The sequence below is a fragment of the Gloeocapsopsis sp. IPPAS B-1203 genome, assembly GCF_002749975.1.
Lineage (GTDB): Bacteria > Cyanobacteriota > Cyanobacteriia > Cyanobacteriales > Chroococcidiopsidaceae > Gloeocapsopsis.
In genome coordinates, this window is the sequence record NZ_PEIG01000005.1 from 80,879 (window position 1) to 101,602 (window position 20,724).

Sequence of the window (20,724 nt, forward strand, 5' to 3'; positions counted from 1 at the left end):
AAAATCAGCTTAAAAGTAGATTCAAAAAATAGTAGAGATAGATACACTGAAGCAATTGCTTTTGGTATAGGAATAAATTAATATGCTGGGGATTGAGCGTTTTGGGATGCAAACAGCAGCCCACGCAGATTCAGCGTTTCAGGGAGTATCAGTTGAGCCTTTAGTAACAACGCCTCCTGCTGCAGAATGTGAAATATGTGTTGTTGTACCAGTACGAGATGAAGCTGAACACTTAGTAGCTACACTCAATGCCTTAGCACATCAAATCGATCTACAAGGAAAACCACTACACTACAGCCGTTACGAGATTATTCTGCTTGCAAATAACTGCTGTGATGACTCTGCAGCGATCGCTCGCAAATTTGCCCAGCAACATTCATCGTTAGCACTGCACGTAGTAGAAATGACCTTATCCAAGCCCGAAGCTTATATTGGTAAAGTACGACGTATATTGATGCACGAAGCATATCGTCGCTTGATGGGTATCGGACGCAAGCGCGGTATCATTGCTTCAACCGATGGCGATACTCGCGTAGCACCGACTTGGATTGCTGCAACTATACAAGAAATAACTCATGGTGCGGATGCAGTCGGTGGGAGAATTATCACAGACCGTGCAGAACGCAGTCATTTAGAACCCTATGCGCGATTGTGTCACTTGCGTGAGGTAGGCTATCGCTATTTACTAAGCGAACTCGAAACATATCTCGATCCTGAACCGTGCGAATGTTGGCCTCGGCATTATCAGCACTATGGTGCAAGTTTAGCCGTTACAGCGCAAATGTATGCTCGTGTAGGCGGTATGCCTGCGGTACGTACGCCGGAAGATGTCGCTTTTTATCAAGCACTGGTACGTGTAGATGCGAGGTTTCGTCATAGTCCAGCTGTGAAAGTGATTACCTCAGCACGACAAACAGGACGCGCCAACAATGGCTTAGCAAATCAGTTGCGTGAATGGGCAGTGATGGGACACCAGCATCAGCCGTTTATTGTAGAATCGGCAGCAATCAGCGAGCAACGGTTGCAAGCACGTCGTAAGTTACGGATGCTATGGATGCGATCGCGTATTCATCAACAATTAAACAACTATGAAATTGCACAATGTGCGCATGAATGGAAAGTTTCCCTTTCTTGGTTAACCGAAGAACTATCCCAGTCACCTACTTTTGGTTTATTGCTAGAACGAACCAAAGAAAAAACAGTTGAATTAGAAAGAGATGCTTACCAAGAAATTTCTCAGGCGATCGCCGATCTCCGATTGCGTTTAAGCAGTTTACGTCAAGCAGCAACTCATTTAAATTCGCTCGAACAAGTCAAGCCGATATTGATCTTCCCGCCGTCCTCGCAAATGCCGCAAGTGCGAATCAGTTAGTTCCATAAACGAGTCATGAACTTCATCGCCCCATAAAGGGTAATCTTCTGCATATAGTGTCCAATGGACGAGAAGCAGATGCCCTCCTGATTCTAGATGCTCTAGGAGCAATTTTTGCGTTTTTCTTAAATCCTCCCAAGATAAGTAATAACCAACTTCAGAAACTAAGGTCAAATCGAAATTCTGCGGCGGATAATCGCCAGGAACCTGCATTAATTGAAACTCAACGTGGGATAAGTGCTGACAGCGTTTAATCGCTCGATTCAAGGCAATTTCCGATGCATCAATTGATAAGAGGGAATCGCAGCGTTCGGCTAAACGCGAGGTGAGGACACCAATTGAACAACCAATTTCGAGTGCACAGCGATAGCGTTGTCTAGGTAGTACAGCTAAGGTATTTGCATACTTATGCGCTTCGTACTCACTTGTTTCAAATTGCCACGGATCTTCATCAGCAGTGTAGAGATCGTTAAAGTATTGAGGTTGCAGTGAGTTCATGTGTGGCTTTGGTTGATTCATTGCGTCTGCTCCAAGTAAAGCTCCCAAGAATGGGCAAAGTGGGCTAGCATTTGAGGTGTCAAACGAAAACCTTCAGGGTCGTCGTCAATTAAATCTGTTGTTTGCGAACGATATGCTGCGATCGCCTGTTGTTTTAAATCGATAACTGTACTAATATCCAACCGCCACAGCTCAACATTTACAAGTAGTGTTGCATCTTTGCGTTGCAAGGGGTCCCAATCCCAAATCAAATATTCAATTTGGCGCACAGACAAATTTGCAGTATGAATTGCGGCTGTCAGTAGTTCCCAAGTCGCACGGTGATCGGGGTGTGGATCGTACCGCCAAGGTAAAAAGAGCGCTCGGAAATTACGGCTTGATAAATAGTCGCGTAAGCAAGCCACAGCCGGCTCAAAATCTGAGGTATTTTTATGAGGAACAGCGCCATCTTGGAGGCGGAAAAATGTGACTGCATTAACACCAAGTATCGAAAGTGCTGTGCGAGTTTCACTTTCACGTAAGTCTCTTAAAGCTGGTGCTGGGTAGCGACGTGAGTTGGGATGCGATTGAGTCCCATCACTGATTACAAGTACCTCTACGGGGATACTAAGCTGCTGTAATAAAGCGATCGCACCACCACAACCGAGCGATTCATCATCAGGGTGCGGCGCGACAATGAGTGTAGAACCAAAATCAGCGATCGCCTTTGCTGGACGTAGTGGTATTTGTTCTGGGTTCGCTAATAATAGTTGCGGCACGATTGAAGTCATAGCGTCCATAGCGAACTTGCGGTTTCACTAGATAGCGCATATTGCCCGATATTAGCGATCGCTGCATCAAACGCAGGTTGGCGCAGGTACAAAGTCAAGTCACGGATGACGCGTTCTATTGGTTGTGGTGGCAGTAATCCGCGAGTACCAACACAGCGTTCGCATAGTTGAATGACATTCATACAGATTTGCTCAATCGCAGTGCGTACCATATTGCCATAGGCAACAATTGTGCTTGCTTGGGGATGCTCATCAGCAGCATAACCACCAAAGACAGGTGCGTATTCATCCATTAAAGTTGCAGCACCGCGTAACCAAAGATGACCACTTTCGATAGCGATCGCCATTTGTCCTAGGCGTTCTTCTTGGTAAGGATCTTGAGTCCGATTGAGTGAGTGTAGGTATTCCCGCGTCAAATTAAATAAAGCTTCAGCACCACCAAGTTGCACCGCAGCAAAACGAATCACACCTCCTGTTAACCACGGTTGACGGAAGTAATCGCCAGGATTGCCAATGACGTAGAGTGGATCGAGTTCCACACCTGTAAAATCTACTTTATAACTAGCCGATGCGCGCATTCCTGAAGGTTGCCACCAAGAAGGATCGACAATTGTCTGAACTTCATCCATTGGCACAATACACATTTGCCAACTACCATCTGGTAGTACTCCATTCACAAACGGACGTTCGACAAAACCACAACCCGAAGCAAAGGTTTTAGAACCTTCCAACCGACAATTGCCATTGTCTAAAGGAATGACTTTGACACCATCAGCGGCTTCAGCATTCCAAACACCAAAGATTTTATGGCGATCGCGTGCGGCTACAGCAAAGCTTTCAATTTGTTTTGGAGTTCCAAATGTGTTAATCAGTTGTAGTGCATTAACGTGACCTTCATAAACGCGACCAACAGATAAATTACCACGACCTAGTTGTTTAAGTAGCAGCAACAATGGTAACGTTCCACCCGCTTGTGTACCTAAGCCTAATCCGCCCAATTCGCGAGGTAGCGGCGCGGTTAATAACCCCGCTTGCGCAATCAGTTCAAATTCTTTCGCGGGGAAGGCTCCGTGACAATCTACCGCAGCAGCATTACTGAACGCAAAATCAGCAATATCTACAACCCGCGATAATATTTCTGTAATTGCTGGTTCGTGCCAACTATCAGGAATAACGCTGGGTGAAAGTTGTGTAATAATATTGTCCTCCTTCAAGTCTTCTGTGTAAACCCACCTACGATTGCACAACCAAAGGCTTTTTGGTATTTATTATCACTGTCTCACTACAACTTATGTTCATTCCTGGGGTAGAGCTTGTATGAAGAGGGGTGAGCTGGGCGAATAAATTCGCTGGCTAAATAAACAAAGTCCACGAAGGTGGACTTACTAGTAAAAGTCTCATTTCAGTGTACGAAGGTACACTTTGCTTGAGTAGCCCTGACTTTAGTTGGAGGGCATCTGTGATTCATGCAGGAGGTTTACGGAGTTACTGGTGTAGTTGGTGGAGAAGGTTGTGCTGGTGGTACTGGAGTAACGGGTTCTGGAGACGTTTGAATCGCAGGCGTTTGGCTTTCTGGGATGAATGTTGGGGAAAGGTTTCCTAAAGGATCGCTAGCATCGATACAACTATCCATTGCTTGAACAGGCGTAAAATTAATTTCACTGCGTAAACCAACAACACACTCAGCAAAACGTACTGGTAACAAGCTGCGACCGCAATAGTCTAAAACATTAGCAGGTTGTTCTTGACTAGTCTGACTAATTCCGACAACACAGGTGGCTAACTCATCTTGACTTCGTACCTGTCTACACGTCGCCAAAGCATCAGCTGCAGCAATTTCTGTGCGTTGATCAATGCTTACAACACAGCTAGATAGCTCCCGAGGATTGAGTGCTGTGGCACAAGCATTAGCTGCTGCGACATCGGTAATACCAACACTTAGGAGGCGGGCAGTACAAACGCGAAAACTATTGCGGTAAGAAGTCGTAATTGTTGCAGCAACACTAGGAACACTAGTCAGTGCGAGTACTGCGATCGCGAGTGGGGTAGTAGCGATTTGGATGTGCTTTCTTCTTGCCATATCACCTTTACTTAATTCAGTATTCTACAGCGATAAAACTTTATTTTCCGCTATGTTACAGTCTGCAGCGGCATTTGATCGAGTTGAATTTACTCCAAACTTTGCCAATATGATTATTACAGATTTATAATGGTCAATTTGGGAGAAGTTTGACAAGGTAGTAAAGAGGAACCCATGTCCCGATACAGAGGACCACGATTAAGAGTTGTACGTCGTTTAGGAGAGTTACCAGGATTAACTCGTAAAAGCGCCCGTCGTTCATATCCACCAGGACAGCATGGACAGAATCGCAAGAAACGTTCTGAATATGCTGTTCGTCTAGAAGAGAAGCAGAAGCTTCGTTTTAATTACGGTTTAACAGAAAAACAGTTGCTACGCTACGTCCGCCGCGCCAGAAGAGTGACTGGTTCAACCGGACAAGTGCTTTTACAACTATTAGAAATGCGGCTTGATAACACTATTTTCCGCATGGGAATGGCTCCTACAATTCCTGCTGCGAGACAACTGGTGAATCACGGTCATATTACAGTCAAGGGTCGAGTTGTCGATATTGCAAGCTATCAATGTCGTCCAGGCGACGAGATTAAAGTTAGAGATCGCGAAGCTTCACGTAAGTTAGTAGAAGCTAACCTACAATATCCAGGACTAGCAAACCTTCCTAGCCATTTGGAGTTTGACAAAAATAAACTCGAAGGTAAAGTTAACAGCTTAGTTGAGCGTGAGTGGGTGGCGTTACAAGTTAACGAACTGTTGGTCGTTGAGTACTACTCACGTCAAGCATAAAAATTTTGGATTTTGGATTTTGGATTATCAACCTAGCGACTAAAGTCGCGGCTTAAAAGCAAAGTCCACCTTCGTGGACTTAAAGGTAGGTTTTGTCTGATTAGCTGCGGTTTCAACCGCTGAGATAATCCCAGCAAATCCAAAATCTGAAATTGAGTTAACCTCCAATTTGAGACATTGTACGGCTGTAAGTGCCAGTCGTTCCTGATTCACGTTGCTTGAAGTTAATTTCTGGTTTAATCGCTAAAAGTTGGCGTACTTCTTTGCGCAACTGTGCTATTTCTGTGCCAGTGCGTAGGGGTGTTTTAAGGTCGATTTGATTGCCTTCGTTGAGCAAGCAGGGACGTAACCAACCATCAGCAGAAAGCCGCATCCGGTTGCAGCGATCGCAAAAACATTCTGACATCTGACTAATAAATCCTAATGTTCCTTTAGCGCCAGGAATCTGAAAAACGTCTGCTGGACCATTACCACGCACTTGTGATTCCGTCAAGCCAAAAGAATCGCGAATTTGTTGGCGGAGTTCTTCAGAAGCAATCCAACCGCGATCGCCAAAAAGTTGAGAATTGCCAATTGGCATAAATTCAATGAAGCGGACGTGCCATTGACGGTCAATAGTCAAAGCAGCCAGATCGAGAACTTCGCGATCGTTGACACCAGGAATGACAACGACATTCAGCTTTAAAGGATTAAAACCAACTTGATACGCACTTTGAATACCTTGCCAGACTTGTTGCCAGCGCGAACGACCGCGATTGCCAATAATTTGGTCGAAAGTGTCGGGATCGAGGGAATCTAAACTAATATTAATCCGCCGCAGTCCAGCATCGTAGAGAGCTTGTGCCATGCTTGCGAGTAAAAACCCGTTAGTTGTCATAGCAAGGTCTTGGGTTTGAGGAAAAGCAGCGATCGCGCGGACAATTTCGATCACACCTGGGCGTAGTAACGGTTCTCCACCTGTTAATCGAAACCGCGTAAATCCGACGGGAATAAATACTTCTTGAATCAAAGTAAGTAGTTCCTCGTCAGTTAAGAGCTGTTGCCGCAAAACATAATCTAATTCAGCACCCTCCGGCATACAGTATTGACACCGGAAGTTACAGCGGTCGATTAAGCTGATCCGGAGGTAGTCTACTGCATTCATAGTGGTTAGTGGCTAGTTGATAGTGGGAGTGTGAAAGAGTTGTCGAGTAGGAGTGTGGGAGTGTAGGTAATAGAGTTTTGAATTTTGAGTTTTGAATTTTGAGTTTTCTTAACTCATAACTCAACACTCAACATTCATAACTCTCTTAGTCTTCCCGCCTACTCTACTACCCAACTACCCTCTGCATCGCTGTTCTCTCCATCAGTTTCCTCAGATCTTATCCGCCTGACTCCTAATTCTTATTCTGAACGATCTCCAATTTCTATGGCAGGTACAGGTGTCAATTGTGGTTTAGAGGGAAGAAAATTGCGGAGAATTTTGAAAACTGATTGACTGCGGGGTTCGTGGACAAAAACGAGCGGAAATAGTGCGAGTAAGCGGACTAAAACTGAAAGTGCAAATAACCCAGGTAAGCCACCAATGACAGACAACTGCGCCAGAAAGCCACCAGTGGTTGTGCCAAAAGCACCACAAACTCCAGATATTGCTGCTGCGATCGCAAAATATTTAGAAGGATGTTCAACAGGGGCAACTTCCATCTGAATATTGTTGCTACACAAATCAATTGCTGCCCAAGTTCCACCGCTGAATATATGAATTAAGGGCAACCACAGCCAGCGCGAAAGCGAGTCAGCACTAGCCCCTAGCCAGAATATTGGTGTAATTGCAGCTAAAATTCCTACCAGAAGTAACAGTGGACGATTGCCTACGCGATCCGCCATCTTGCCCCACAATAGCAGCATGACAAGATTCGCTCCAGCCGTCAAACTTGTGTAGGTTGTTACCCAACTTAAATTGAGATGTAAATTATCTAACAGATACAAATTAAAAAATGGTGCGCTTAAGTTAACTGCAAATGTCCATAAGCCAAAGTAAAGTAAAAACTTTAAAAAGTTAGTGTCCTGAAAAATACTAGGCTGTAAACGGGCACTCTCATCAACGACATTCAAAGTTTCTGCAGTTCTTGCCTTAGCTCGATAAGAAGCAGCGTCTCTAGGCTGTAACGGGTTTACATCTGCCATAAAAAACTGGCATCCCAAACTAATTAACCCAGCAACAACACCTAGCAACAGTACGACACCGTATCCTTGAATACTACTATTAGGCCATGCTGAAACTGCGAAACCAAAGATTGGTATACTCAACAAAGTTGTGAGGCTGCTGGCACTATTGCGTAAGCCAAAATAGCGCCCTCGGAGGCGATGGGGAACTAATGCTGCCATCCAACTTACCCAGCAAGAACTACCAAGAGCATTGAGGATGTGCGTCACTAAGATCATCCCCAGTGTCCAACTCACAAGTTGATGTAAATTACTTCCTGACCAGCAGACCCAACCAATCCCTACCACTAAAATCAACCAAAGTAGCCGAGATACGCCAAAAATAGCCAAGCAATAGTTGTGGCGACTCGTAGTTCTGTCTGCAAAGTAAGCGCCTAGAGGCTGTAGTAAATTCACTACCATGGGAATTGATGAAAGCATCCCAATCTCTACAGAACTTGCTCCGAGTTGTAATAAAAAATTGGTGAGCAAGACGCCACTAGTAATACTAGAGAAAATCGCTGCAAAGATACCATCAATTGTTGATGCTCTGAGACTGGTACGAATTTCTTGCGGCGAAATTTTAGGCGGTAGTTCGCTTGGTAGTACCGTTAATGAGTGATGGTGTTCTCTATCTATGGTGGGAGGAGAGATGATTTCCACTAGGCATTATCCAAGTTTGAGTTCAACTTTGGGGTTAGCTAACTATGCAACGAAGGCAGTGTAGCAAGATACGTTTCTCAATCTATTGAAACAAAAAATAAAGATAATATTCTCTCTGTCGCTGGTTACAATTCTAAATTTGAGGAGTGATGAGTGGCGCTTTGACTAGAGAAAAACAAGCTTTCAGGGGTTAACACACCTTAAAATTACCTCTAATCTACTTAGTCTTTCTTAACCAAAAATGCTCTTTCGTTCCGGATATACTTTGCCAGTTTTTGCTTGTGCGGCGGCGATCGCCGCTTTGCATTGGCTACACAAAAAGCAAGTCATGAGGTCGGTTGACGTTAATCTTATTTATCCCGCAGAAATTGTAGAAATTCCGATTGAGCAAGTTTCAGGTGTCTATCAAGGTGCATTGGCAATCACTCGCAGCGATCCTGGTGATAACCTCGATTTAACTCGGAATACCCCGATTTGGGCACTGGTAGAACAACGTGCGGAAGGGCAAGCGATCGCTATCCAAGGCGGTGAAGGAATTGGCAAGCTGGATGCAACAAGAGAAGCGGCGATTTATAGTTATGCACAGCAATTATTTCAAGAAAATTTAGCGCAGTTACTACAACCAGATGAAAAAATCACCGTCACGATTATTCTCCCCGAAGGAAGACAATTAGCTGAAAGAACGTCGAATGCTGCGTTTGGTGTTGTCGAAGGACTCTCTTTACTTGGAACGACTGGAATTTCCCAACCATTGAGTGCTCCTGGACAACTAGAAGCCTTTCGCGAGGAATTACAGGCAAAACGTCATTTTGATTGTTTGGTGTTTTGTATCGGTGAAAATGGCTTGGATTTAGCAACTCAGTTGGGAATTGATCCTGATCGATTAGTGAAAACTGCGAATTGGCTTGGGCCTTTACTTGTGGAAGCTGCTGTACAACAAATAAAAGCAATTTTACTATTTGGTTATCACGGAAAGTTAATGAAACTTGCAGGGGGAATTTTTCATACACATCACCACCTTGCTGATGGACGTCGCGAAATTATGACTGCGTATGCTGCAAACGCAGGTGCACCAACACCAGTGCTGCAAACTTTGTTTGCAAGTTCCACAGCAGAAGCTGCACTGAAGTATTTACGAGATGTAGATGCACAAGCAGGTAGCGACTGGGTAAATATCGTGTATAGTGCGATCGCTCACAGCGTTGATCGACGCGCTCAAGAGTACATTTTTAAACAAAGTACTCGCCAACTTCAGGTTGGTTCAGTGTTGTTTGACCGCGATCGCCAAATTATCGTCAAAAGTGAAATCGGTAGCACTTTATTAACATATTTGTGTTAACTTAAGAAAAATATATACTTTAGTATTCATTAATAGCTTTTTAGGGATCTATCGTCTGGTAGATGTTTAATAGTACGTACTACCAAGATAGAAATTTTTAACCTTCGCCGCTGCAAACCTTCTCCATCGGGAATCCATCTGTGACTATCCAGACACAAACACCGCCTCAAACGACATCAAAGCAGCTGGATCGCCAAATGATTATCATCTTGGACTTCGGCTCTCAATACTCTGAACTGATTGCCCGTCGCATTCGGGAAACTCAAGTTTATTCAGAGGTGATTTCCTACCGCACCACTGCTGAGCAATTACAGCAACTTAACCCCAAAGGAATTATTCTTTCTGGTGGTCCTAATTCAGTTTACGACGTCGGCGCTCCGCAATGCGATCCCCAAATTTGGGAGTTGGGTATTCCCATTCTTGGTGTCTGCTACGGAATGCAGTTGATGGTGAATCAACTCGGTGGAAATGTCGTTCGTGCTGAACGGGGTGAGTATGGTAAAGCATCACTCTTAATTGACGATCCGACAGACTTACTGACAAACGTCGAAGACGGCACAATTATGTGGATGAGTCACGGCGACTCGTGTACCGCATTGCCAGAAGGGTTTGAAGTTTTAGCACACACAGAAAATACTTCTTGTGCAGTGATCGCCCACCATGAAAAAAAGTTTTATGGTGTACAATTTCATCCAGAAGTCGTCCATTCACTAGGCGGAATGGCGTTGATTCGTAACTTTGTGTATCACATTTGCGACTGCGAACCGACATGGACAACGGAAGCTTTCGTCGATGAAGCAATTCGCGAAATTCGTGCCAAAGTTGGTGATAAGCGGGTATTGCTAGCGCTTTCTGGTGGGGTGGATTCCTCGACGTTAGCGTTTTTACTTCACAAAGCAATCGGCGATCAGTTGACGTGTGTCTTTATTGACCAAGGCTTTATGCGGAAGCTAGAGCCAGAGCGGTTAGTCAAGTTATTTCAAGAACAGTTTCATATTCCGGTAGAGCATGTTAAGGCACGCGATCGCTTTTTAGCGGCAATTTCCGGTGTCACCGATCCTGAAGAAAAACGCCGCCGCATTGGACACGAATTTATTAAAGCCTTTGAAGATGCTTCCAAGCGCTTAGGACCTTTTGATTATTTAGCACAAGGAACTTTGTATCCTGATGTGATTGAATCGGCAGATACCAATGTCGATCCCAAAACAGGGGAACGTGTCGCAGTCAAAATTAAGAGTCATCACAATGTTGGTGGCTTACCCAAAGACTTAAGATTTAAGCTTGTCGAACCACTGCGCAAGTTATTTAAAGATGAAGTGCGTAAAGTTGGGCGATCGGTTGGTTTACCTGATGAAATTGTGCAACGACAGCCATTTCCAGGTCCAGGTTTAGCCATTCGGATTTTAGGCGAAGTAACAGAAGATCGCTTAGAAATTTTACGCGACGCCGATTTAATTGTCCGCCAAGAAATTAACCGCAACAATATATACAATCAACTCTGGCAAGCGTTTGCAGTCTTGTTACCAATTCGTAGCGTTGGCGTGATGGGCGATCAGCGTACTTATGCGTATCCGATTGTTTTACGTTTGGTTTCCAGCGAAGATGGGATGACTGCGGATTGGGCGCGAGTTCCTTATGACTTGCTAGAGACAATTTCTAACCGCATTGTGAACGAAGTTCGCGGCGTGAATCGCGTCGTTTACGACATTACTTCCAAGCCACCTGGAACGATTGAGTGGGAGTAATCAATATTGTTTTACGGTTCCCAACCTACTCGTAGTCAAGATTGATATGTACGACGATATTGCTAGTCTTTATCACCTTGTTTACCCCAACTGGAACGAAGCGATCGCAAAGCAGGGAACTGCACTCAACGGTGTAATTAGCAATTTCGTGGGGGCAGCCCCACAATCGATTCTTGATGTTTCCTGTGGTATCGGAACTCAAGCACTAGGACTCGCCACTTTAGGACATAACGTTACAGCATCTGATTTATCAGCAGCAGCCGTTGCACGGGCGCGCAAAGAAGCGTTGTCACGCGGACTCGAAATGACCTTCAAAGTAGCAGATATGCGTCAGTGCGCCCAAACGCATGGTTCTGGATTTGATGTCGTATTAAGCGCCGATAACTCCTTACCACACCTTTCTGGGGAAGATGAGATTCGCGTTGCACTTCAGGGTTTCTATCAGTGTTTGCGGCAAGATGGAGTGGCGATCGTGAGCCTGCGCGAGTATCTTGAGGATGAAGATAGATCCTCCCCACAGATGTGGTCGTATGGGTTCCGTTATGAGGGAAGCGATCGCTACTTTGTATTTCAAACTCGTGATTGGAATGGCAATACTTACGACGTGGCGATGTATTTTGTGCGTGAGGTAAAGCAAGGTAGTCCTGCTAGCGTTACTGCTGGCTTATCTCGTTATTATGCAATTACAGTAGATCAGTTAATGTTTCTCCTTAGAGAAGTAGGCTTTACCAATGTCCAACGTTTAGACGGAATACTGCATCAACCAATCATCGTGGGTCGCCGTATTGATGCATAACTAAGGTGTTATCCAAAAGAATTCCATTTAATACTATAAATGAGGATGTTATACAGAACAATTCTTGATAGCACCAAGGAATACACGGAAGGATTCTATGTAATGTTCCTTCATGAAAGGATGATGCAGAAAAAATCTGGATAATATCCAAATAGCGGCGTAAAAAATAAACTTTCTGTATATTCTGACAGCACAGGGCTGTAATGCTTACATATCTCTATTTAGAAAAAGATTATACAGAAGCTTTCCGTCTAATAAATAGTTAGCCTGCTCAAGCTATTGATAAGGACGATAGTCCGAGGACGTTGGTAGGAAGTTTGAGGCTGAATTGCCGCTAGCATGTGAGTGATCGCTAAGATTAGAAGCAATAATTGAACTGTCAAGCTGTATAGTTCAAGAGCAATATTTATGAGCAATATTGTGCGTGATTATTATGATCGAAATTCACAGCGTGAATGGGAAAGAGTAACGAAGTAGTTGCTGAAGTTGAAATCAATGCTTTACATGGTCATCGAATATTCAATGCAGGCGCGGCTGTTGATATTTATCGTCGTGCCCACGATTATGGTCGTCAATTACCACCGGGTTTGGAGTATGTGGACAGTTGGGTAGATTTAGACTATTTCCGATGCTTCCAACTCATGCGAACGGATGACCGAGCCTTGTTTGATGTTTGGATTAAAGCTTGGAGCGATCTCGGTCATTTTGAAATCATCTCGGTAAGGACTTCAGCAGAAGCTGCTCAACATATTGCAGATAAGCTCTAGCAGTATTCTCTGCCTGTGGTAGCAAGAGATCCCGATATAATGTAGACAGATATTCTCCCACATACCGCTTTTATGGACTACCAACACATCATCACAATTGAGCCTGGAAAGCGCAGTGGCAAGCCATGTATTCGGGGAATGCGAATCACCGTGTATGACATCTTAGAATATTTGGCAGGTGGGATGACCGAGGCGGAAATTCTGGAAGATTTTTCTGAACTCACTTCGGAAGACATCAAAGCTTGTCTTACTTTTGCAGCTGATCGTGAGAAAAAGTTATTTGTAGCATCGCTGTGAAATTGCTTTTAGATGAAAACCTGTCAGACCGAATTATTCACCGGGTTATTGATTTGTATCCTGATTCTGAGCATGTCAAGATCCTAGGATTGATAAACACGGATGATGCAGTGATTTGGGAATATGCGAAAACGAAGGGCTTTGTAATTGTTTCCAAAGATTCTGATTTTCACCAGCGCAGTTTACTTTATGGTCATCCACCCAAGTTTGTTTATCTTCGGATCGGCAATTGCCCAACATCAAAGATTATTCAAATTTTGAGAGATAATGTGGACACGAGCATTCAGTTTGAAAGTAGTCAAACAGAAAGCCTTCTAGTATTGACGTAGTATAGAGCCACTGCATAACAACCTACTGGCACACCGACCGTATTGAGTTGGCTGGTTGAGAACCAAAGGCTACTAGCGGTGGGTGAAGCAGAACGTTAGAAGTATTCTAAATTCTCTTCTGAGTGGAGTGTGAAGACACTTTTCCATTAAAAACTCATATTTCTAGAGTATTGATGAAAACTTTGTAGATATGCTGATAGTAAGAAGTTTATAATTATCAGTAACAAAGGCTCGATGCATGAACCGTTTTATGAATTTATTCGACAGCTTTCGCCTGACTTTAAAGTAAATGTTGTGCGTATTGAACCACTGCTAAAGTCAAAAATAATTTATAAGGGTGAATTTCTCTTTCGGGAAAATGATATTTGTGAATTTGTCGGTTTCACGCTCAAAGGTTGTCTGAGAACGTTTTTTATAAAAGATGGAAAAGAGTTTACTCTGTTTTTTCATCCCGAACACCGACCAGTGGGTGATTATGAAAGTTTTCGCAAACAAAAACCTGCGTGTTTCTCATGTCAGGCTATTGAAGATTCTGAAGTTTTGATTGTCAACAATCAAGTATTTAATGCTTTTGAAGAATTACCAGGTAGTCAAAAATTCTTGAGACTTCATGCAGAGAATCTTGCGTTTATGCTGCGAGATAAATTGCTTTCTCTTTTTAGAGATTCGCCAGAACAGCGTTATCTTGACCTGATTCAAACCGAACCTGAATTGCAGCGCATACCTCAATATCATTTAGCATCATATCTCGGTATAGAGCCAGAATCACTCAGTCGATTGAAGCGGAGAATTTACCAAAAAAGAATTTCTTAACCCAAGTCAATGCAGTCACGGGCTTTGCACAGTAAATTCGCAACATGATACTTCAAAAAGAACCTGCGATGTCGTTAGAACAAAATAAATCTATCGTCCTGCAAGCCTACGATGCTTTTGATCGAGGAGATATTGAGCAAGGTAAAGCATTAATTGCTTCAGATCTCACTGGCTGTGTGATGGGGAGTCACAAACTTAAAGGGGCTGATGCTTTCTTTGAGTATGCGCTAAAAATTCGTGATGCTTTTCCTGATGGTCGCCACACGTTTGAAGATGTGATTGCCGAAGATGATAAAGTCGTTACGCGTGGAGTGTTCTGTGGAACTCATTTGGCAGAAATTATGGGTATTCCCCCGACAGGAAAACAGGTAACATTTTCAGTTGTTCATATTGATCGTGTTGTCAACAGTAAAGTGGTGGAACATTGGGGGCAAGCTGACATAATGGCTTTAATGCAACAATTAGGTTTGGTAAACTTTCCAGCACTACATGCAAGTTAATTCTTAAGCAGCGATTGCGCGGAGCGCAGCGCCAAAGGCGATCGCACTCTAGCAACTTAATAACTCAAAGCTTATAACTTAGCTTCATAACTGATGCGATCGCTTTGATATTCCGGCGGTTCAATATGAATAGAAATACGTACAGGGCTAAATTTTTCTATCAGCTTCGCTTCGACTTGTTCAGTTATTTTATGGGCTGTTTCGACGTCTATGGCCTCGACAATTAAGTGCATTTCAATAAATACTTGCCGCCCGACAACACCTCTAGAAGCAATATCGTGACAGTTAACTACACTAGGAACTTGCATAACAAGATCATAAATTGCTTCAGGTGCGATCGCCATTTCATCGACGAGCCAAGGTAGGTTTTCTTTTAGTACTGACCAACCACTTTTAAATACTAATAACGCTACCGGAAAAGCGAAAGCAACGTCTAACCATTGCAGTTGTGGCAAATTTAAAATATTTCCTTGCCATATCCCAACTAATCCAGCAATCACCGTAATTGTTACCCAAACATCGCTCATTGTATGTTTAGCATCAGCAATCAAAATTGGACTACCTACCCGTTGACCGACAGTACGTTCATAGAAGGCAACAAAGATATTAATTCCGAGTACAATTAACAGTAACCATAACTCTGATGAAGATATCTGCACAGATTCTCCACCATTGAGAATTCGCTCAACCGCACTTTGAAGAATTTCAAAGCAAGCAATACCTAAAAATGCAGCAATTCCCAACGCACCTACAGCTTCAAACTTGAGATGTCCATAGGGGTGATCGCGATCGGGTTGTGGAGAAGAAAAGCGACTGGCAATTAAACCTAGGATGTTATTAGCACCATCTGTTACGCTATGTAATGCATCAGCCTGTAAGCTCAAAGAACCAGTCCACGAACCTACTATGGCTTTTAATGACATCACCCCTATATTGAGTATCAGCGTGATGAATAACACCTTCCGCACAGTTGCGCGGTTATCTCTGACCATAGAATACTAATATCGTAATTCCGTAATTGTTTATCTTATATATGTCGAATTTAGAGAATTGGTTCGGTTTTACTATTTTGTTGTAGTTAAAAATTGCCTGATTAATACATATATATTAGAATTTTTGGTGGAAAGTAGCCTGTGTATTTAAGAAACTGCGCTGTAACAGGTAATATAAAGTAGCAGGTTTGGATAAATTACGCTTATGTCCCCAAAGCTAACTTTAAACTTGGTTGAGGGTTCTGTCTCTTTTAGTTTCTCACCACAAGCTGCACGCGAGTTACAAAGTGCGATCGCGCAATTGATGCAAAGTCTTAAAATTGTTAGTACTAAGGCTACTCCTGGCACTAAAGCTACTCCGCAACAGCCTTTAGAATATCGTTACACTGGCGAAGTCTTTCTAGAGATTTTTTGTAATCCTAATATCTGGGCTACACCTTTCGCTGCTAAAGTGTTGATTACCCTACGCGATCCTCATATTCGTCTTACTACTGAAGCAGAATTAACTCGAATTACTGAAGATCTCAATTTTTATTTAGAACAGGTAAGTTGACTTATAGCTATAGTTTTTCTGTTTAAGTTCTAAACATCCAATTGAGGCTGCTGATAGTTAATGATTAATTTTTGATGGAGTTCTTGCGTCCACAAATCATTTAGAAGGGCTATAGTGAGGCAAGCTGTTGCAACGTTACAACGTTGTTGCAGTCTACCTAGTTTTATCAAAACTCCTCAAATAAAAAATTGTTCTGCCTAACTACTTTTTGGCAAAACAATTAAAGAATGTAGAAAAATTTTCTGTATTTATTGTGGTCTTTATCTGAAGTTGATATATAGAGCGATCGCAACGTTCTATATTTAGTTTTCTAACAGCTTAAGCGATTTAATCGTTATCCCATTCCTCATGTCCCAAGAGATCGCCAATGCGATCGCGCAGCAGGAAGTCACACTTTTCTAGTTCTCCTTCCAAACAAACCCATTCCCGTGGGGGAATAAACTGGCACAACGTGTAGATTGGTTGTTGGCGGCTGATTACTCCTTTTTGCACCAAACGCCGCACCTCGTCTTGAATCACATCTAACGAGTACCGAACAGGTGGCAATGTATTCACACTCATGATTTTTAACCCAGGAAAAATTAGGGATATAGTATTCAACTCTCTATTTCGATCTTGATAATCTTGGCAGTAAATTTAGTTTTTGTATTTTACTATACTGATACTTTTTCTATTTTCCTTTCTTCTTTCCTATTATAATATTAATAAATGTTGCAAGAGTCAAGAAAACGTGACAATTTCATTTATAAAGTTTTTAAGACAAACCATAGTAAACGTAAAACTACGCTAATCTAGTCTAGCGTTAAATAGAGTATCATCCTGAAATACTACCTTTAGATAGAAGTGTACGCTAAAAAAAATCTATCTATTGATAGAAAGCGTTATAAATTGAATAACGTATTCATGATTGCTAACTGAGCAACAGGTATTTGCCCATAGGAGAATAAGCAAGGCGTCGTTTTAGGCAACGCTGGTAAAAACTCCTGCACTACATAGGGACTACCGTAAACGATTAAAGCTTGTAAATTGTCCGATTGTAATAATCTCTTAAATAAGTCCTGGGCTAATTGAGTTAAACCAGCACTACCTCGAAATGGATTACCACGAATGAATAGTTGTAACACAGTAGGTTGACTGCTCCCAAGAGCTGTAGCTGGAGTATGACAATCGATCAGTTCAGTTGTATAGCCTAATTGTTTCGGAATCGCGATCGCTGGGCTAACCTCACTTAAAAAAGTGCAGTTGAGGAGATTATCGACAACCACTAAGTTGCGTAAAACGCCAGAAGTCACATCCACATTGATAGGGACAGAACCATAAATAACCTGTGCTGCTTGCAAAATGTTGTTAACTATCCCAAATGCTGCGGGTTGAGCTAATTCTTGTAGTGTAGGCATAGGGTACTCAACCTGCTGTTTAGCCTGCCAGATGCGTTCTACTGAAGTACGAATTCGATCTAAAGAAATGCGATCGCTCTTGACTGCGTGACAAACAGCTTGGATTGCGGCTTCGGGTTCAAGTGGCATTAATAAAATATCTGCTCCTGCTTCTACAGCTAAAACTGCCGCTTCTTCAGTTCCGTAGCGGTTAGCTATTGCTCCCATCACTAAAGCATCAGTCACGACTAATCCCTCAAATCCCAACTCCTGACGCAATTGTTGAGTTAATATCTTTGGCGATAGTGTTGCTGGATATTCGCTATCCCAAGCGGGAATGAGCAAATGGGCACTCATGACAGCATCAACCCCAGCCGCGATCGCGGCTCGAAATGGTGGTAATTCGATTTTTGCTAATCTTTCAAGTGAGTGTGGAACAACAGGTAATTCAAGATGAGAATCTGTTGCCGTGTCACCATGTCCTGGAAAATGCTTTGCTGCGGTAAGTACAGGGGATTTTTTAGCGCCTTGAATAAAAGCTGTTGTTAATTGACTGACAATTTCTGGAGTTTCGCCAAAGGCGCGAACGTTAATGACAGGGTTTGCCGGATTGTTATTGACATCTACTACTGGTGCTAATACCCAGTTGATGCCAATTGCTAACGCTTCTTGCGCAGTCACAGCCCCCATTTGCGATGCATATTGTATGGCAGTATTGAGATCTCGCTGTGCGATCGCACTCAGTGCCATTGGTGGAGGAAACTCTGTAGCACCGGAAAAACGTTGTCCGACGCCTTCTTCAATATCTGCGGCAATGAGTAAAGGAAATTTTGCCCAATTTTGGAGTTGTTGCGATCGCAGCGCAATTTCTCCCGCACTACCTCCCAACAAAATGACACCACCAACACCCATTTCTAGCCAATACTGCAACTTAGCTGCGGGAGGTTCCCACTGTGGGTACTGAATTTGATGATCGAATAAATAGCCAGAGGCGCGAACGACAATCATTTGGGCGACTTGTTCGGCTAGCGAAAGACTATTGATATCGGGAAGCGATCGCATTACGGTAAATTATTGATAAAGTGTGTGCTGCAGCTTAAATATCGTCTTCATTGCTATCAAACTCATCAAACTCCTCTTGGGTTGCTACTGCGTTATCAATTTGACGATTTTGATTAAGTTGGTTAATCAGCGATAAAACTCTATTACCGCGCTCGATTGAACGATCTTCTTGGAAGACAATTTCTGGCGTTCGCCGTAAGCGGACTCTTTGCCCTAATTCACTACGGACGTATCCAGTTGCAGATTTTAAGCCAGCCATAGTTTCTGCTCGTGCTTCATCAGTACCATAAATACTGACAAAAATTTTGGCGTGTTGGAGATCGCCCGAAACATCGACATCTGTCACACTCACCATTCCTGCACCCACGCGATCGTCTTTGATATCGTGGAGTAGCATTTGGCTGACTTCGCGTTTAATTAATTCGGCAACGCGAGAAACGCGACGACTAGTAGCCATTACTGTTCTACTTCCTCACTATATGTTGTCTTTACTTATTCTTTCTCGCTCTGGCTTAAATCGGATCTATCCCTAGCATGGCTCGCAGCGTAAATGTAACAAAAACGATCGTCCCAATAAATACACCAATGAGTGCGATCGCTGTAACTGGACGCTTGAACAGTGGAGCAAGTGGTGCAAATGCGTTTAAAAAGACACCCAGGATAATCGTAATGAAATAGCGGGGGTAGCGCGAGATGTTTTGCCAAAATCCATCAAACATCTTGTGTTATTGAAATATTTTTTGGAGTTTTCTTATTTGCTTAATATTATATAGCAGTCATATTTAGTTATGAAATATTATTTTTAAACGCAGACGTGGAGCGGCATGCCGCAGGCTACCACTCCAGACACAGAGTTCACAGAGAATGAATGAAGAGATAATTTGATACTTTCTTATTATCGCTTCAATTCCTAAAATATTTTGTAAAATTGACTTAAACTTGATGTTTCAGTTGCGTTTTTATTAATGTTCAATCAAGAACCTAGCTATCCAAAACCATTTTTGAAATGGGCAGGTGGAAAAAATAAGTTAATTCAGCAATATGTTTCTTTGTTTCCACAGGAAATTCTTCACTACTATGAGCCTTTTTTAGGAGGTGGGGCAGTATTTTTCTACTTATATAATAATTATTCGGTTAGTTATGCAGACCTCTCAGATATTAATCCTGAGTTAATTAATACATACTTATGTATAAAACACGATGTTGAAGCCGTTATTTCTTTATTAGAACAGCATCAAAAAAAACATAATAAGGAATATTACTACTATATGCGCTCTTATAATACAGACAATTCTGTGGAACGAGCTGCACGGTTAATTTATTTAAATAAAACTTGCTTCAATGGTTTATATCGGGAAAATTCTAAGGGTGATTTTAATGTACCGATGGGAAAATATAAAAATCCACAAATTTGTAATCCTGAATTACTGCGTGCTGTAGCGCAAGCACTCCAAATAACTTCAATAGAAGTAAAGCCGTTTGAGGCAGTTTTGAACTATGCTGAAAGTCATAAAGATTTTGTGTACTTCGATCCTCCTTATTATCCTCTAAGTGAAACTAGCAACTTTACTGCTTACAGTCGTGATGCTTTTAATAAAGACGATCAGATTAAATTGAAAGATGTATGTGTAGAGTTAGCTCGAAGAGGAGTAAAAGTGATGCAATCTAACTCGGATTGTCCTTTTATAAGGGAACTTTACAAAGATTTCAAAATTTATGAAATCAAAGCTCCTAGAGCAATTAACTCGAACGCCAGCAAACGAGGTAAAATTTCAGAAGTATTAATTACTACCTAATAGATATTG

23 protein-coding genes are annotated in these 20,724 nt (G+C 42.6%); 12 read left to right on the forward strand and 11 right to left on the reverse strand.

Translation table 11 applies throughout. The features are described 5' to 3' along the window. Positions 1–82 precede the first annotated feature (82 nt). Complete coding sequence (locus CSQ79_RS10275) at positions 83–1,372, forward strand: glycosyltransferase family 2 protein (protein ID WP_099701093.1); 1,290 nt, start codon at positions 83–85, stop codon at positions 1,370–1,372. Here CSQ79_RS10275 and CSQ79_RS10280 read toward each other — a convergent pair. The 4 genes from CSQ79_RS10280 to CSQ79_RS10295 all read right to left on the reverse strand — a co-directional run bounded on the left by CSQ79_RS10280 (position 1,295) and on the right by CSQ79_RS10295 (position 4,720). Beyond that, positions 1,295–1,891, reverse strand: a complete 597-nt coding sequence (locus tag CSQ79_RS10280) for a class I SAM-dependent DNA methyltransferase (RefSeq protein WP_099701094.1) — start codon at positions 1,889–1,891, stop codon at positions 1,295–1,297. The genes CSQ79_RS10275 and CSQ79_RS10280 overlap by 78 nt on opposite strands. After that, complete coding sequence (locus CSQ79_RS10285) at positions 1,888–2,640, reverse strand: PIG-L deacetylase family protein (protein ID WP_099701095.1); 753 nt, start codon at positions 2,638–2,640, stop codon at positions 1,888–1,890. The genes CSQ79_RS10280 and CSQ79_RS10285 overlap by 4 nt, the downstream gene beginning before the upstream one ends. Then, positions 2,637–3,854, reverse strand: coding sequence for an acyl-CoA dehydrogenase family protein (locus CSQ79_RS10290; RefSeq protein ID WP_099701096.1), 1,218 nt, complete (start codon positions 3,852–3,854; stop codon positions 2,637–2,639). The genes CSQ79_RS10285 and CSQ79_RS10290 overlap by 4 nt, the downstream gene beginning before the upstream one ends. A 263-nt stretch (positions 3,855–4,117) precedes the next feature. Next, complete coding sequence (locus CSQ79_RS10295; protein WP_099701097.1) at positions 4,118–4,720, reverse strand: hypothetical protein; 603 nt, start codon at positions 4,718–4,720, stop codon at positions 4,118–4,120. A gap of 174 nt (positions 4,721–4,894) precedes the next feature. Here CSQ79_RS10295 and rpsD point away from each other — a divergent pair, with 174 nt between their 5' ends. Then, complete coding sequence (rpsD, locus tag CSQ79_RS10300) at positions 4,895–5,503, forward strand: 30S ribosomal protein S4 (RefSeq protein ID WP_099701098.1); 609 nt, start codon at positions 4,895–4,897, stop codon at positions 5,501–5,503. A 157-nt stretch (positions 5,504–5,660) separates the two neighbouring features. Here rpsD and moaA read toward each other — a convergent pair whose 3' ends face one another. Together moaA and CSQ79_RS10310 are read right to left on the reverse strand one after the other, a co-directional pair. Continuing rightward, positions 5,661–6,647, reverse strand: a complete 987-nt coding sequence (moaA, locus tag CSQ79_RS10305) for a GTP 3',8-cyclase MoaA (protein ID WP_099701099.1) — start codon at positions 6,645–6,647, stop codon at positions 5,661–5,663. Positions 6,648–6,886: 239 nt separating this feature from the next. After that, a complete protein-coding gene (locus tag CSQ79_RS10310; protein ID WP_099701100.1) occupies positions 6,887–8,350 on the reverse strand; it encodes an MFS transporter in 1,464 nt (487 codons plus the stop codon). A 241-nt stretch (positions 8,351–8,591) separates the two neighbouring features. Here CSQ79_RS10310 and cbiD point away from each other — a divergent pair, with 241 nt between their 5' ends. From cbiD to CSQ79_RS10350, 8 genes are all read left to right on the forward strand, one after another. Continuing rightward, entirely contained in the window at positions 8,592–9,689 is a 1,098-nt protein-coding gene (gene cbiD / locus CSQ79_RS10315; RefSeq protein WP_099701101.1) for a cobalt-precorrin-5B (C(1))-methyltransferase CbiD, read from the forward strand. Positions 9,690–9,829: 140 nt separating this feature from the next. Further along, positions 9,830–11,434, forward strand: coding sequence for a glutamine-hydrolyzing GMP synthase (guaA, locus tag CSQ79_RS10320; RefSeq protein WP_099701102.1), 1,605 nt, complete (start codon positions 9,830–9,832; stop codon positions 11,432–11,434). A gap of 46 nt (positions 11,435–11,480) precedes the next feature. Further along, entirely contained in the window at positions 11,481–12,230 is a 750-nt protein-coding gene (locus CSQ79_RS10325; protein WP_099701103.1) for a class I SAM-dependent methyltransferase, read from the forward strand. A gap of 455 nt (positions 12,231–12,685) precedes the next feature. After that, positions 12,686–12,997 (forward strand): DUF3303 domain-containing protein, encoded by a 312-nt coding sequence (locus tag CSQ79_RS10330; protein WP_289501008.1) that lies wholly within the window; start codon positions 12,686–12,688, stop codon positions 12,995–12,997. A gap of 72 nt (positions 12,998–13,069) precedes the next feature. After that, a complete protein-coding gene (locus tag CSQ79_RS10335; RefSeq protein WP_099701104.1) occupies positions 13,070–13,294 on the forward strand; it encodes a DUF433 domain-containing protein in 225 nt (74 codons plus the stop codon). Further along, positions 13,291–13,623, forward strand: a complete 333-nt coding sequence (locus tag CSQ79_RS10340) for a DUF5615 family PIN-like protein (RefSeq protein WP_099701105.1) — start codon at positions 13,291–13,293, stop codon at positions 13,621–13,623. The genes CSQ79_RS10335 and CSQ79_RS10340 overlap by 4 nt, the downstream gene beginning before the upstream one ends. Positions 13,624–13,857: 234 nt before the next feature. Beyond that, positions 13,858–14,436 carry a Crp/Fnr family transcriptional regulator gene (locus tag CSQ79_RS10345; protein WP_099701106.1) on the forward strand — a complete coding sequence of 193 codons (579 nt, stop codon included), beginning with the start codon at positions 13,858–13,860 and terminating at the stop codon, positions 14,434–14,436. A gap of 44 nt (positions 14,437–14,480) precedes the next feature. Further along, a complete protein-coding gene (locus CSQ79_RS10350) occupies positions 14,481–14,936 on the forward strand; it encodes an ester cyclase (protein WP_289501009.1) in 456 nt (151 codons plus the stop codon). 71 nt (positions 14,937–15,007) lie between these two features. On the opposite strand, the gene cdf31 is transcribed toward CSQ79_RS10350, so the two are convergent. Then, complete coding sequence (gene cdf31, locus CSQ79_RS10355; protein ID WP_099701107.1) at positions 15,008–15,928, reverse strand: CDF family zinc efflux transporter Cdf31; 921 nt, start codon at positions 15,926–15,928, stop codon at positions 15,008–15,010. A gap of 205 nt (positions 15,929–16,133) precedes the next feature. Between cdf31 and CSQ79_RS10360 the strand changes: the two genes are divergently transcribed. Further along, on the forward strand, positions 16,134–16,481 hold the full coding sequence (locus tag CSQ79_RS10360; RefSeq protein WP_099701108.1) for a hypothetical protein: 348 nt from the start codon (positions 16,134–16,136) through the stop codon (positions 16,479–16,481). 327 nt (positions 16,482–16,808) lie between these two features. Here CSQ79_RS10360 and CSQ79_RS10365 read toward each other — a convergent pair whose 3' ends face one another. The 4 genes from CSQ79_RS10365 to CSQ79_RS10380 all read right to left on the reverse strand — a co-directional run bounded on the left by CSQ79_RS10365 (position 16,809) and on the right by CSQ79_RS10380 (position 19,638). Then, on the reverse strand, positions 16,809–17,042 hold the full coding sequence (locus CSQ79_RS10365; protein WP_015187198.1) for a DUF4327 family protein: 234 nt from the start codon (positions 17,040–17,042) through the stop codon (positions 16,809–16,811). A 320-nt stretch (positions 17,043–17,362) separates the two neighbouring features. Next, positions 17,363–18,919, reverse strand: a complete 1,557-nt coding sequence (locus tag CSQ79_RS10370) for a glycoside hydrolase family 3 protein (protein ID WP_099701109.1) — start codon at positions 18,917–18,919, stop codon at positions 17,363–17,365. 34 nt (positions 18,920–18,953) lie between these two features. Next, positions 18,954–19,376, reverse strand: a complete 423-nt coding sequence (gene rbfA, locus CSQ79_RS10375) for a 30S ribosome-binding factor RbfA (RefSeq protein WP_099701110.1) — start codon at positions 19,374–19,376, stop codon at positions 18,954–18,956. Between the two features lie 55 nt (positions 19,377–19,431). Next, positions 19,432–19,638 (reverse strand): DUF751 family protein, encoded by a 207-nt coding sequence (locus tag CSQ79_RS10380; RefSeq protein ID WP_099701111.1) that lies wholly within the window; start codon positions 19,636–19,638, stop codon positions 19,432–19,434. 246 nt (positions 19,639–19,884) lie between these two features. Here CSQ79_RS10380 and CSQ79_RS10385 point away from each other — a divergent pair, with 246 nt between their 5' ends. Then, positions 19,885–20,715, forward strand: coding sequence for a DNA adenine methylase (locus CSQ79_RS10385; RefSeq protein WP_099701112.1), 831 nt, complete (start codon positions 19,885–19,887; stop codon positions 20,713–20,715). Positions 20,716–20,724 lie beyond the last annotated feature (9 nt).